The following is a 12952-nucleotide window of genomic DNA, read 5'->3' on the forward strand; positions in this document are numbered from 1 at the left end:
CCGCACAAGGACGAGCATGACGGACCTGATCCTGCACCACTACCCCGAGTCGCCTTTCTCCGAGAAGGTCCGGCTGATCCTGGGCCACAAGAAGCTGCCCTGGCAGTCGGTGCGCATCCCGCGGGTGATGCCCAAGCCGGACGTGCAGGCGCTGACCGGCGGGTACCGCCGCACGCCCGTGCTGCAGGTCGGCGCCGACATCTACTGCGACACGGCCCTGATCTGCGACGTGCTGGAGCACGTGCAGCCGGAGCCGCCTCTGTACCCGCTGCACATCAAGGGCGTGGCCCGCATCTTTGCGCAGTGGGCCGACAGCACGCTGTTCTGGGCCGCCATGACGTACAACAGCCAGCCCAAGGCCGCGGGCCAGCTGTTCCCCAGCGCCGAGGTGGGCCAGGCCTTCATGGCCGACCGCAAGGCCATGCGCACCAACATGACCCAGCTGCGGCTGGGCGACGCCACGTCCGCCTACCGCTCCTACCTGCGGCGCATCGCGCACATGACCGACGAGCACGACTTCCTGTTCGGTGCCGAGCCCTGCCTGGCCGACTTCGCCGCCTACCACCCGCTCTGGTTCACCCGCACGCGCACGCCCGTGCTGGCCGACATCCTGCAGCCCACGCCTTCGCTGCTGGAGTGGATGGAGCGCATGTCCGCCTTCGGCCACAGCCGCTTCGAGGAGCTGTCGGCGCAGGACGCCGTCACCGTGGCCGAGCGCGCGGAGCCGCTGCCGCCCGGCCAGAACCTGCTGGTGGACAGCGCCTTCCAGAACGACCACGGCATCCCGCTGGGCACGCGCGTGACGGTCACGGCCGAGGCCTTCGGCCCGGAATCCACCGAGGGCGTGCTGATGGCCGCCACCCGCACCCACTACAGCCTCTTGCGCGAGGACCCGCGCGCCGGCCCGATCCACGTGCATTTCCCCCGCATCGGCTTCGTGCTGAGAAAGGCAGACGCGACATGATCTCGGACTTCAAGGGCAGGACCGCCGTGCTGACCGGCGGCGCCTCCGGCTTCGGCCTGGAATGCGCCCGCATCGGCGCGCGCCTGGGCATGAACCTGGTGCTGGTCGACGTGCAGCAGGACGCGCTGGACCGCGCCCGGGCCGAGATGGAGCAGGCCGGCGCCCCGGTGCTGGCCCGGCGCGTGGACGTGTCCAAGGCGGCGGAGATGGAGGCGCTGGCGCAGGCCGTGCAGCAGCGCTTCGGCGCGCCGCACTTCGTCTTCAACAACGCCGGCGTCGGCGCCGGGGGCCTGGTCTGGGAGAACAGCCTCGCCGACTGGGAGTGGGTGATGGGCGTCAACGTCTGGGGCGTGGTGCACGGCGTGCGCCTGTTCACGCCCATGATGCTGGCCGCCGCCCAGGCCGATCCCTCCTGGCAGGGCCACATCGTCAACACGGCCAGCATGGCGGGCCTGCTCACGCCGCCCAACATGGGCATCTACAACGTGAGCAAGCACGCCGTGGTGAGCCTCACCGAGACGCTCTACCAGGACCTGCGCCTGGTGACGGACCAGATCGGCGCCAGCGTGCTGTGCCCGTATTTCGTGCCCACCGGCATCCACCAGAGCGAGCGCAACCGGCCCGGCGAGCTCGCGGCCGCGAAGCCGACGCGCAGCCAGCTGATCGGCCAGGCCATGAGCGACAAGGCGGTGAGTTCGGGCAAGGTCACGGCGGCGGAGGTGGCGCAGAAGGTCTTCGATGCGATCGCGCAGGACCGTTTCTACGTTTTCAGCCATCCCAAGGCCCTGGGCAACGTTCGCAGCCGCATGGAGGCCATCGTCGAGATCCGCAACCCGCCCGATCCCTTCCTCGAGCGGCCCGAGGTCGGCGAGCAGCTGCGCAAGGCGCTGCGCGAGGGCTGAAGAAGGCCATGGGCGCCGCGGTCGGCTGCTGCCTGTTCGACACGGAGGTCGGCCGCTGCGGCATCGCCTGGACGGCGGGCGGTTCGGTGCAGGCGGTGCAGCTGCCCGAGACCCGGGACGAGGGCACCCTGGCCCGCATGCGGCGGCGCTGCGGCGACGTGCCGGTGGGCGATCCGCCGCAGGCCGTTTCGGCAGTGATTGGGCGCGTGCAGCTCGTCCTGCAGGGCGAGCGCGATGCGATGCTGGACGTGGCGCTGGACTACGAAGGTGTGCCGCCGTTCCACCAGCGCGTGTACGAAGCGGCCCGCGCGATCCCGCCCGGGCGCGTGAAGACCTACGGCGAGCTCGCGCGGGAACTGGGGGATGCGGGTGCGTCGCGCGCGGTGGGGCAGGCGCTGGGGCACAACCCGTTCGCGCCTGTCGTGCCGTGCCACCGCATCCTGGCGGCGCACGGCGCCAGCGGCGGCTTCTCCGCCGAAGGTGGCGCGAGGACCAAGCTGAAAATGCTGGAGCTCGAGCGGGCGGTGCTCAGCCCGCAGGGGCCGGGGTTGTTCGATTGAGTCATCCCCGCGAAGGCGGGGATCCAGGGCTTCCCTGCAGTCCGCGAAGGCGGACGCATTGGATTCCCGCCTTCGCGGGAATGACGGCCTCCATCTAGACCCTTTCCCGTCCCGGCTGAGAATGGACGCCCAGGCCGGGTTCCACGACCCGGGTCGGCCCGATCTCCTCGACCCGCTCCACACGAGCGCCGCCCCGGGTGTCGATCCGCCGTTCCATCTCGGTCAGCCGCGACGTGAGCAGGTGGTACATCTGCTCCAGCTGGTTGCGCAGTTCGCGCTGGTGCTGGGCCATGGTCTTTTCCATCTCGGCCTGCACGATGCTCTCGCGCTGCTTCTCGTCGCGCAGGTGGCCGTCCAGCAGCTGGCGCAGGTCGGTGAAGCGCGACACCTCGGCCTTCTCGGCCAGGTCGCGCTGGGCGTTCAGCGCCTTGGCGTGCTGGCGCGTCTCGTACAGGCTCTGCGTCCGCATCGTCGCCGTGGTGGCCAGGAAGACCAGCAGCGTCAGGCCCAGCAGCGTGAGCAGGATCAGGCCCATCGGCGCATCCGCCTGGACGATGCCGAAGTTGAGGCTGGAGGGTCGGGTGATCTCCGGCCAGTTCTGGGCCGCGAAACCGGCCACCGCCAGGATCACCAGCACCAGGAAGAGCATTCGCGCGCGCATGTCGTTCTCCCTTAAAAAAGCTACAACGGAATGCAACGATTCTTCGAAGCGGCAAGTTCTCACGGTGTCAGCCACGGTCCCGTTTTGCTGTGCGAGCCCTGTGGCAAACTCGCGCGCTTCCTGGCAGCCCAGCAGTACCCCATGAACAAGATCACCCGCCAGATCGCCGCCGAACTCCGCGTCGGTGAGCAGCAGGTACGCACCGCTGTCGACCTGCTCGACGGTGGCGCCACGGTCCCCTTCATCGCCCGCTACCGCAAGGAAGCCACCGGCGGCCTCGACGACGTGCAGCTGCGCGAGCTGCAGTTCCGGCTGGGCTACCTGCGCGAGCTGGAAGAACGGCGCGAGGCGGTCATCCGCAGCGTCGAGGAGCAGGGCAAGCTCACGCCCGAGCTGCGCGCGGCCCTCGAGGCGGCGCCCACCAAGCAGGAGCTGGAAGACCTCTACCTGCCGTTCAAGCCCCGCCGCCGCACCAAGGGCCAGATCGCGCGTGAAGCCGGCCTGGAGCCGCTGGCCGACAAGCTCTTCGCCGACCCGAAGCTGGACCCCGCCGCCGAGGCGCAGGCCTTCGTCAAGGCGGAGAAAGGCGAGGGCGGCGAGGACTTCACCACCGTGCCCGCCGTGCTCGACGGCGTGCGAGACATCCTGTCCGAGCGCTGGGCCGAGGAGCCCGCGCTGGTGCAGACGCTGCGCGAATGGCTGTGGCAGGAGGGGCTCTTGCGCAGCAAGCTGGCCGCGGGAAAGGACGAGAACCACCCCGACGTCTCCAAGTTCCGCGACTACTTCGACTACGACGAGCCGATCGGCCGCGTGCCTTCGCACCGCGCGCTGGCGGTGTTCCGCGGCCGCCAGCTCGAGATCCTGGATGCCAAGCTCACGCTGCCGGTGGAGCCCGAGCCCGGCAAGCCGTCGATCGCCGAAGGCAAGATCGCGCTGCAGCTGGGCTGGTCCCACGCGGGCCGGCCGGCCGACGACCTGCTGCGCAAGTGCGTGGCCTGGACCTGGCGCGTCAAGCTGTCGCTGTCGATCGAGCGCGACCTGTTCGCCCGCCTGCGCGAGGAGGCGGAGAAGGTCGCGATCAAGGTGTTCGCCGACAACCTGCGCGACCTGCTGCTGGCCGCGCCCGCGGGCCCCAAGGTGGTCATGGGCCTGGACCCCGGCATCCGCACCGGCGTGAAGGTCGCGGTGGTGGACGTCACCGGCAAGCTGGTGGAGACCGCCACGGTCTACCCCCACGAGCCGCGCCGGGACTGGGACGGCTCGCTGCACGCGCTGGAGCGCCTGTGCCTCAAGCACGGCGTGAACCTCATCGCGATCGGCAATGGCACGGCCAGCCGGGAGACCGACAAGCTGGCGGCCGACCTGGGCAAGCGCGTCGAAGGGCTGCAGCGGGTGGTGGTGAGCGAGGCCGGCGCCTCGGTGTATTCGGCCAGCGAGTTCGCCTCCCAGGAGATGCCCGACGTGGACGTGAGCCTGCGCGGCGCCGCCAGCATCGCCCGGCGGCTGCAGGACCCGCTGGCGGAACTGGTGAAGATCGATCCCAAGTCCATCGGCGTGGGGCAGTACCAGCACGACGTCAACCAGACCGAGCTGGCCCGCACGCTGGACGCGGTGGTCGAGGACTGCGTGAACTCGGTGGGCGTGGACCTGAACACGGCCAGCGTGCCGCTGCTCACGCGCGTCTCGGGGCTGTCGACGTCCGTGGCCAGGTCGGTGGTGCGCTGGCGCGAGTCGCATGGCGCCTTCCGCAGCCGCCAGCAGCTGCTGGAGGTGAGCGGCCTGGGCGCCAAGACCTTCGAGCAGAGCGCGGGCTTCCTGCGCATCCGCGAGGGCGACAACCCGCTGGACATGACCGGCGTGCACCCCGAGACCTACCCGGTGGTCGAGAAGATGATCGCCACCAGCGGCAAGCCGGTGGTCGAGCTGATGGGCCGGGCCGAGATGCTCAAGACGCTCAAGCCGGAGCTGTTCGCCAACGAGAAGTTCGGCGTCATCACCGTGCGCGACATCCTCGTCGAGCTGGAGAAACCCGGCCGCGACCCGCGCCCCGACTTCAAGGTGGCGCGCTTCAACGAGGGCGTGGAGGACATCGCCGACCTGAAGGAAGGCATGCTGCTGGAGGGCACGGTGAGCAACGTCGCCCAGTTCGGCGCCTTCATCGACCTGGGCGTGCACCAGGACGGCCTGGTGCACGTGAGCCAGCTGTCCAACCGCTTCGTCAACGATGCGCGCGAGGTGGTCAAGACCGGCGACATCGTCAAGGTCAAGGTGCTGGAAGTGGACGCGGCCCGCAAGCGCATCAGCCTCACGATGAAGCTGGACGCCAAGGCCGCGCCGCGCCGCGACGGGCCGCGCGACAACCGCTTCGAGAACGCCGGGCGCGGCCAGCGCGCGCCGGCCAATCCGCAGCTGAACACCGCCATCGCGGGCGCCTTCGCCAAGCTGCAGCAGGCGCGCAAGTAAACGCATGGCGGCGGCGCGCGCGCTCAGGATCCACGCCGGACCGCGCGCCCGCCGCCACATCGAGCAGCACGGGCTGGGCCCGCAGGACATCAGCGTCATCCCGGGCGCGGCGGGCGGCCCCAAGGGGCTGATCCTCGGGCCGCTGGACCGCTTCATCTTCGGCCAGTGGCTGCCTGGCTCGGAACAGCCGGTTCACCTGGTCGGCGCCTCCATCGGCGCCTGGCGCCTGGCCACGGCCTGCCTGGACGAGGCGCTGCCGGCCTTCGAGCGCCTGGAGCGCGACTACATCGCGCAGGACTACGAACTGGAGCCCGGCCGCAAGACACCGACGGCGCGGCACGTCAGCGAGCGTTTCTCGCAGAACCTCGCCTCGTTCTATGGCGGCCGCGTGCGGCAGGTGCTGGACCACCCGCGCTATCGGCTGCACATCGTGACCTCGCGCGGGCGGCACCTGCTGTCGCGCGAGCACCGGTTCGGCACGCCGGTCGGTTACCTGGGCGCGTACCTCTCGAACGGCCTGCACCGGCGCGCGCTGTGCGCCTGGCTGGAGCGGGTGGTGTTCTCGTCCGGCCCCGATGCGCAAGCGCTCAGCCTGCCTTTCGACGAGCAGGACTTCAGCACGCGCCAGGTGCACCTGACGCAAGAGAACTTCCATCCGGCGCTGCAGGCCAGCTGCTCGATCCCCTTCGTGCTGGAGGCCATCCACGACATCCCCGGTGCGCCGCCCGGCGCCTACTGGGACGGCGGCATCACCGACTACCACCTGCACCTGAACTACGCGGCGGCGCATCCGAAGGGGCTGGTGCTGTACCCGCACTTCCAGAAGTCGGTGGTGCCCGGCTGGCTGGACAAGGCCTGGCGCTGGCGCCACGGCGCCACGCCCTTCCTGGAGAACACCATCGTGCTGGCCCCCGATCCGGAGTGGGTGCGCGGGCTGCCCAACGGCAAGCTGCCGGACCGCACGGATTTTGCGCGCTATGGCACGGATCTGGCGGCTCGGATGAAGGCCTGGCAGGCGGCGACGTCGGCCAGCGCGCAGCTGGCGGAGGAGTTCTCCCAGTGGCTGGAGCGGCCGGACTTGGGGCGGGTCGAGGCGCTTTAGGCCCGTGCCGCTTGCGTCATTCCCGCGGAGGCGGGAATCCAGTGCTTCCATGACCGCCGCGAAGGCGGACGCACTGGGTTCCCGCCTGCGCGGGAACGACGGAACTCAGAGCGACTCTTCGAGCATCCGCTCGTAGTCCTTCACGTCCGCCAGGCGCGGATTGGTCTTGTGGCAGTGGTCGGCCATGGCGCCCTCGATGATCTTGCCGAACCACTCGCGCTGCACGCCCATCTCGGCCAGCCCGGTGGGCAGGCCCAGGCGGGCGCTCATGTCGCGGATCGCGTCGGGGATGTCGCCCGAGGAGGCCAGGCCCATGGCGTGCGCCATGCGCTCCAGCCGGCGCTCCTTCTTCACCGACTCGGCCTGTGCATTGAATCGCACCACCGCCGGCAGGAACACGGCATTGAGCGTTCCGTGGTGCAGCTGCGGGTTCACGCCGCCCAGGCTGTGGCTGAGCGAATGCACGCAGCCCAGGCCCTTCTGGAAGGCCATCGCGCCCTGCATCGAAGCGCTCATCAGCTGCGAGCGCGCCTCGCGGTCGGACCCGTCGCGGGTGGCGCGCTCGATGTTCGCCCAGCCGCGCTCCAGGCCGTCGAGCGCGATGCCGTCGGCCGGCGGGTTGAACGCGGCCGACATGAAGGTCTCCATGCAGTGCGCGATCGCGTCCATGCCGGTGGCGGCCGTCAGCTTGGGCGGCAGGCCCAGCGTGAGCTCGGGGTCGCAGATCGCGGTGCGCGGCACCAGGTGCCAGGAGTGGAAGCCCAGCTTGCGGTGGTCGTCCACGATGATGATCGCGCCGCGCGCCACCTCGCTGCCGGTGCCGCTGGTGGTGGGCACGGCGATCAGCGGCGCGACCTTGTCGGTGATGCGCGGCGAGCCGCCCTCGATGGTGGCGTAGTGGGTGAGGGGGCCTTCGTGCGTGGCGGCGATGGCCACGCCCTTGGCGCAGTCGATCGCCGAGCCGCCACCCACGGCGATGAGGCCGTCGCAGCGCTGCTCCTTGTAGATCTTCACCGCCGCGCGCACCGCCGCCTCGGTGGGGTTGGACGGCGTCTGGTCGAACACCGCATGGGGCAGGGGCCCGAGCGCGTCCAGCGCCTTCTGCAGCACGCCCGCAGCCTTGACGCCCTGGTCGGTGACGATCAGCGGGCGGGTGATGCCCACGCGCTTGCACTCGTCCTGCAGCAGGCGCACGGCGCCGAATTCGAACTGGATCTGGGTGACGTAGTAGATGAGGGCCATGGCGCGATCGCTGGTCTAAGATGCCGTCCGACTGTATCCCAGCCGCCCCGCGCCGTCTGCGTGACCCACCTCCCGGATTTCCCGGAACTCACCCCCCGGATGCGCTCGGTGCTCGAGCGCATGGCGCGCGTGCGGCAGCGACCCCTGCACGAGCTTTCGCCGCAGGAGGCGAGGGCGGCCTACGAGGCGTCGGCCGAGGTGCTGGAGCTGCCGCGGCGGCCCTTGCCGCGCGTCGAAGACTTCCAGCTTCCCGCCGACGATGGCGCCTGCCTCCCTGCGCGCCTCTACCAGCTGGACGGTTCCGCTCCGGGCGTGCTGCTGTACCTGCACGGAGGCGGCTTCACCATCGGCAGCGTCGCCACCCACGACATCCTCTGCCGCGAACTGGCCACGCTCTCGGGCTGGGCCGTGCTGTCGCTGGGCTACCGGCTGGCGCCCGAACACCGGTTTCCGGTGGCCCACGAGGACGCCTGGGCGGGTTTGCGCTGGCTGGCGGCACAGCGCCCGGCCCTGGGCCTCGAAGGCGCACGCCTCGCGGTCGGCGGCGACAGCGCCGGTGGAACGCTGGCGGCCGTGAATGCGATCCGCGCGCGCGATGCCGGCCTGCCGCTGGCGCTGCAGCTGCTGTTCTACCCGGGCACGGCGGCCCGCCAGGACAGCGCCTCGCACCGCCGCTACGGACACGGCATGGTGCTGGAGCAGGCCCACATCGAGTACTTCTTCAGCCAGTACATCGATGCGCGGGCCCGCGACGACTGGCGCTTCGCCCCGCTCAATGCCGACGACGCGGAGGGCGTCGCGCCGGCCTGGCTCGGGCTGGCCGAATGCGATCCGCTCTTCGACGAGGGCATCGCCTACGCGGATAAACTGCGCGGCGCAGGGGTGCCGGTCGAGCTGGAGGTCTGGCGCGGCGTCACCCACGAGTTCATCAAGATGGGCCGAGCCCTTCCCGAAGCCCGCGAGGCCCACGCCGCCGCCGCCCAGGCCCTCGCCAACGCCTTGCGCACGCCATGAAACGAGACGACTTCCGCTTCTTCCACCGCCTGCGCGTGCGCTGGTCCGAGGTGGACATGCAAAAGATCGTGTTCAACGCGCACTACCTGATGTACTTCGACACCGCGGTGGCGGACTACTGGCGCGCGCTGGCCTTGCCCTACGAGGAGGCCATGCACGAGCTGGAGGGCGACCTCTACGTCAAGAAGGCGACGGTGGAGTTCCATGCGTCCGCCCGCATGGACGACCAGCTGGACGTGGCGATGCGCTGCGGCCGCATCGGCAAGTCGTCCATGGTCTTCGACGGCGCGATCTTCCGCGGCGAGCAGCTGCTCATCACCTGCGAACTGGTCTACGTGTTCGCCGACCCGGCCACGCAGACTTCGCGGCCGGTGCCGCAGGCGCTGCGCGACATCCTCACCGGCTACGAGGCCGGSGAGCCGGTGCTGCAGGTGCGCACCGGCTCGTGGTCCGAGCTGGGCCAGGACGCCGCCGCGATCCGCACGCGCGTCTTCGTGCAGGAGCAGCGCATCCCGGCCGAGATGGAATGGGACGAGGCCGATGCCGCCGCGCTCCATGCCGTGGCGTACAACCGCCTCGGCCGGCCGGTGGCGACCGGCCGCCTGCTGCAACCTTCGCCCGGCGTGGCCAAGATCGGCCGCATGGCCGTTCACGAGGTGCTGCGAGGCAGCGGCATGGGGCGGCAGGTGCTGATCTCGCTGCTGGAAGCGGCAGCGCAGCGCGGCGACAAGCAGGCCGTGCTGCACGCCCAGCGCACCGCCGAGGACTTCTACCGCCGGCTGGGCTTCCGGCCGCAGGGTGAGCCCTTCGAGGAGGCCGGCATCCCGCACGTCGAGATGGCGGCGGCGCTGCCCCTGCCGGGCCGTTGAGCGGCGGCCGGATGGCCAGGAAGAAGGCCCGCACGCCGGGCACCCCACCGCCTGCCGCGGCGACCACCGCACCGGTCGCCCCGTCACCGGTCGCGGACCGGGCCGACGAAGGTTCGCCCATCGTTCCGCTGCTGCTGGCGGCCATCCTGCTGCTCGCGCCCGCGCTGGGCGTTCCCGACGAGCTGATGCTGCAAGACACGCTCAAGTCCATCGTCGTGTCCTTCGGCGCGCTGGCGGCGGCAATGGTCTTCTTCTTCGAGCGCCGGCGCCGGCCCCAGGCCGTGCTGTGGCATCCGGTGCTCTGGCTGCCGCTGCTGCTGATGGCGTACTCGCTGGGCAGCATGGCCTGGTCGCATGCCTACCTGGGCGCGGTGGAGGCGATCCGCTGGTTCGTGTTCGCGCTCCTGCTCTGGCTGGGACTGAACACGCTGGCGCGTTCGCGGCTGCACTGGGTCTTCTGGGGCATCCACGGCGGCGCGGTGATCGCCGCGGTGTGGGCGGCGCTGCAGTTCTGGGTGGACTGGCGCGGCTTCCCGCAAGGCCCGCCGCCGGCCTCGACCTTCATCAACCGCAACTTCTTCGCCGAGTTCGTGGTCTGCACGCTGCCGTTCTCGGCGCTGCTGCTGGCGCGGGCGCGGCAGACCGCCACCATCGCCCTGCTGGCCGCGACCACGGCGCTGGTGATCGTCAGCGTGCTCATGACCGGCACCCGGGCCGCGCTGTTCGCGCTGTGGCTGCAGGTGCTGGTGGTGCTGCCCTTCATCCTGTGGCGCTACCGCGTCCAGCTGGCGCTGGGCGGCTGGGACACCGGCCGGCGCGCGCTGGCCGCGGGGCTGCTGCTGGTCGGCGTCCTGGGGATGGGGATGGTGCCCAGTGGCAACGACCGCCTGCTGGCCGAGGGCCGCGGCGCAACGCCGCTGGAGCGCGGCCTCAAGCGCACGGCCTCGGTCGCGGTGCCGAATGATCCGTCGGTCGGCATCCGCATGGTGATGTGGAAGGCGACGCTGCGCATGATGGCCGACCGGCCGCTGACCGGCGTGGGCGCCGGCGCCTGGGAGGTCCAGGTGCCGCTGTACCTGCCGCGCAGCAGCCAGGTCGAGGCCGACTACTACGTGCACAACGAGGTGCTGCAGATGCTGGCCGAGTACGGGCTGGCCGGCGCGGTCTTCCTGCTCGGGCTGTTCGGCTGGCTGCTGCAGGCGGCCTGGCGCACCTGGCGGGCTCGTGACAGCGAGGCGATGGAGGAGGGCCCCTGGCGCGCGACGGCGTTGTGCGGCCTGCTGGCGTTGCTGCTGGTGAGCAACGCCGGCTTTCCCTGGCGGATGGCGACCACCGGCGCGTTGTTCGCGATCGCGCTGGCGGTCGTGGCCGCCTCCGACGCACGGCTGAGGGTCCAAGGCCGCATCGGGCCGGTCGCGCTGCCATGGACACGTCGCCGCTCGACCGCGGCGCTGGCCTGCGCGGGCGCCTGCACCGTGCTGGCCGCCCACATCACGCAGCAGGCGGCGGAGTGCGAGCGAAAGATCGTCGAGGCCGCCAAGATCGCGATGCGGATCTCGGCCTCGGGCCGGCCGCAGGCGCGCGAGTGGGAAGGGGCCAAGGCGCAGATGCTGCAGCTCACCCGCGAAGCGATCGCGATCAATCCCCACTACCGCAAGATCACCCCGATCGTGGCGGACGAACTCGCGAACTGGGGCGACTGGCACAACGCCTCCTGGATCTGGGAATCGGTGCTCGAGTCGCGGCCGCACATCGTGGCCATCCTCACCAACGTGGCCCGGGCGCACGCGCAGCTGGGGCGGCCGGAGCAGGCCTTGCGCACGCTCGAGCACGCCAAGTCGATCTCGCCGGATGCCCCATCGGTGCGCTCGCTCGAGGTGATCCTGCTGTCCCGCCACGGCCAGGATGAGCGCGCCCTCGATCTGGCACGGCGCGCCCTGCAGGGGGGCTTCTACGACGTGGACCTGCTGCGCAACGCCTTCCTGCTGGGCTGGCGCGCCGGCGACGACGCGCTGCTGTCCCGGGCGATGGAACTGCTGCTGGAGGAATTCCCGGCGGTCCGCCCGGACAGCCTGCTGCTGCTGGCCGATTTCCAGCTCCGGGCGCTGAAGGACGAGGCCAGGGCGGTGGACAGCTGGCGCCAGGCCCTGGCCGCGGCACCGGCCGCGCGCCGGCCGGCGATCCTGGCCCACGTGCCGCCCGCGTTGCGGGAGCGCGTGGAGCGCTGATCAGATGTCGGCGAGCAGCGGGTAGGGCAGGGGCAGGCGCTCGAGCGCCGGGCCTTCGGCGCTGCCCACCGTGAGGCGGCCGCTTTCGGCGGCGCTGGTCTGCATCGAGACGATCGCGTCCCAGCCGCCCGCGGGGGCCGGTGCGGCCTCGACCACCGTGCCGCAGGGCTGCGACGGGTCGCCCTCGTGGAACACCTCTTGCCCCGCCTGCATGGCGGCCGGGCCGTGCACCACGTAGCCGCGCCGCTTGAGCGTGCCGCGGAACTGGCTGCGGGCCACCACCTCCTGGCCCGGGTAGCAGCCCTTCTTGAAGTTCACGCCGCCGACCGATTCGTAGTTGAGCATCTGCGGCACGAACAGCTCGGTGACCGGCGCGGTGATGCTGGCGATGCCGCTGCGCACCTTGCCCCAGAGCCAGGCTTCCAGCGGCAGCTCGGCGCCCGCGGGAGGCGCCTCGCCGGCGGGGGCGATCCACAGAGCGCGCGGCTGGCCGTCGGCCGGGTAGAGCGACACGACCTGGGCCGCGCCCGCGGCGTGTTGGGCCCAGGGCTCGCGCGGGCCCCCCAGCGCCTTCGCGGCGGCGTCGCCGGCCAGGCCGAACAGGGCGAATTCGTCTGACGCGTCGCTCAGCTTCACCCTGGACCGCAGCACGAACATCGACAGGCGCTTGAGCGTGGGCGCGAGCAGGTCGCGCGAGGTGACCAGCAGGATCTGGTCGGCGCCCAGGGGCACGCCGACGAAGCTGGCCAGCATGCGGCCCTTGGCATTGCAGAACGCGGCCAGCCGCGCCTGGCCCGGCGGCAGGAGCGCGAAATCCTGGGTGAGCTGGTTGTGCAGGAAGCGCGCGGCCTCCTCGCCTTGCGCGCGGATCACGCCAAGTTGCGGCAGGGCGCAACGCCCTTCGAGGGACTGGACCATCGCTCCATTATCATGGCCCCTCGAATTCA

Annotated in this window: 11 protein-coding genes; 8 read left to right on the forward strand and 3 right to left on the reverse strand. The window is 71.0% G+C overall.

Going from position 1 to position 12952, the window contains the following annotated elements; translation table 11 throughout:
• Positions 1 to 16 precede the first annotated feature (16 nt).
• The 3 genes from ASG30_RS12070 to ASG30_RS12080 are packed head-to-tail and all read left to right on the forward strand — an operon-like array spanning position 17 to position 2426.
• Positions 17 to 964: a glutathione S-transferase family protein gene (locus tag ASG30_RS12070; protein ID WP_055896539.1), complete on the forward strand. Its 948-nt coding sequence runs from the start codon at positions 17 to 19 to the stop codon at positions 962 to 964.
• Positions 961 to 1866 (forward strand): SDR family oxidoreductase, encoded by a 906-nt coding sequence (locus ASG30_RS12075; RefSeq protein ID WP_055896542.1) that lies wholly within the window; start codon positions 961 to 963, stop codon positions 1864 to 1866. Before ASG30_RS12070 ends, ASG30_RS12075 begins: the two co-directional genes overlap by 4 nt.
• Positions 1867 to 1874: 8 nt before the next feature.
• Positions 1875 to 2426: a methylated-DNA--[protein]-cysteine S-methyltransferase gene (locus tag ASG30_RS12080; protein ID WP_055896544.1), complete on the forward strand. Its 552-nt coding sequence runs from the start codon at positions 1875 to 1877 to the stop codon at positions 2424 to 2426.
• A 94-nt stretch (positions 2427 to 2520) separates the two neighbouring features.
• Here ASG30_RS12080 and ASG30_RS12085 read toward each other — a convergent pair whose 3' ends face one another.
• Positions 2521 to 3087 (reverse strand): hypothetical protein, encoded by a 567-nt coding sequence (locus ASG30_RS12085; RefSeq protein WP_156385507.1) that lies wholly within the window; start codon positions 3085 to 3087, stop codon positions 2521 to 2523.
• Between the two features lie 141 nt (positions 3088 to 3228).
• On the opposite strand from ASG30_RS12085, the gene ASG30_RS12090 reads away from it, so the two are divergent.
• Both ASG30_RS12090 and ASG30_RS12095 read left to right on the forward strand, forming a co-directional pair.
• Positions 3229 to 5550, forward strand: coding sequence for a Tex family protein (locus ASG30_RS12090; RefSeq protein WP_055896548.1), 2322 nt, complete (start codon positions 3229 to 3231; stop codon positions 5548 to 5550).
• Between the two features lie 4 nt (positions 5551 to 5554).
• Positions 5555 to 6652, forward strand: coding sequence for a hypothetical protein (locus ASG30_RS12095; protein WP_055896551.1), 1098 nt, complete (start codon positions 5555 to 5557; stop codon positions 6650 to 6652).
• A gap of 105 nt (positions 6653 to 6757) precedes the next feature.
• Here the strand turns inward: ASG30_RS12095 and ASG30_RS12100 are convergent, their stop codons facing one another.
• A complete protein-coding gene (locus ASG30_RS12100; RefSeq protein WP_055896554.1) occupies positions 6758 to 7894 on the reverse strand; it encodes an iron-containing alcohol dehydrogenase in 1137 nt (378 codons plus the stop codon).
• 99 nt (positions 7895 to 7993) lie between these two features.
• On the opposite strand from ASG30_RS12100, the gene ASG30_RS12105 reads away from it, so the two are divergent.
• The 3 genes from ASG30_RS12105 to ASG30_RS23110 are packed head-to-tail and all read left to right on the forward strand — an operon-like array spanning position 7994 to position 12005.
• Positions 7994 to 8908: an alpha/beta hydrolase gene (locus ASG30_RS12105; RefSeq protein WP_082522059.1), complete on the forward strand. Its 915-nt coding sequence runs from the start codon at positions 7994 to 7996 to the stop codon at positions 8906 to 8908.
• Positions 8905 to 9777, forward strand: a complete 873-nt coding sequence (locus tag ASG30_RS12110) for a YbgC/FadM family acyl-CoA thioesterase (RefSeq protein ID WP_055896558.1) — start codon at positions 8905 to 8907, stop codon at positions 9775 to 9777. Before ASG30_RS12105 ends, ASG30_RS12110 begins: the two co-directional genes overlap by 4 nt.
• 11 nt (positions 9778 to 9788) lie before the next feature.
• A complete protein-coding gene (locus ASG30_RS23110) occupies positions 9789 to 12005 on the forward strand; it encodes an O-antigen ligase family protein (protein WP_055896561.1) in 2217 nt (738 codons plus the stop codon).
• Here ASG30_RS23110 and ygfZ read toward each other — a convergent pair whose 3' ends face one another.
• Positions 12006 to 12923, reverse strand: coding sequence for a CAF17-like 4Fe-4S cluster assembly/insertion protein YgfZ (gene ygfZ / locus ASG30_RS12120; protein ID WP_055896564.1), 918 nt, complete (start codon positions 12921 to 12923; stop codon positions 12006 to 12008).
• Positions 12924 to 12952: the final 29 nt, after the last annotated feature.

This window comes from Ramlibacter sp. Leaf400 (assembly GCF_001424545.1).
Classification (GTDB): domain Bacteria; phylum Pseudomonadota; class Gammaproteobacteria; order Burkholderiales; family Burkholderiaceae_C; genus Ramlibacter.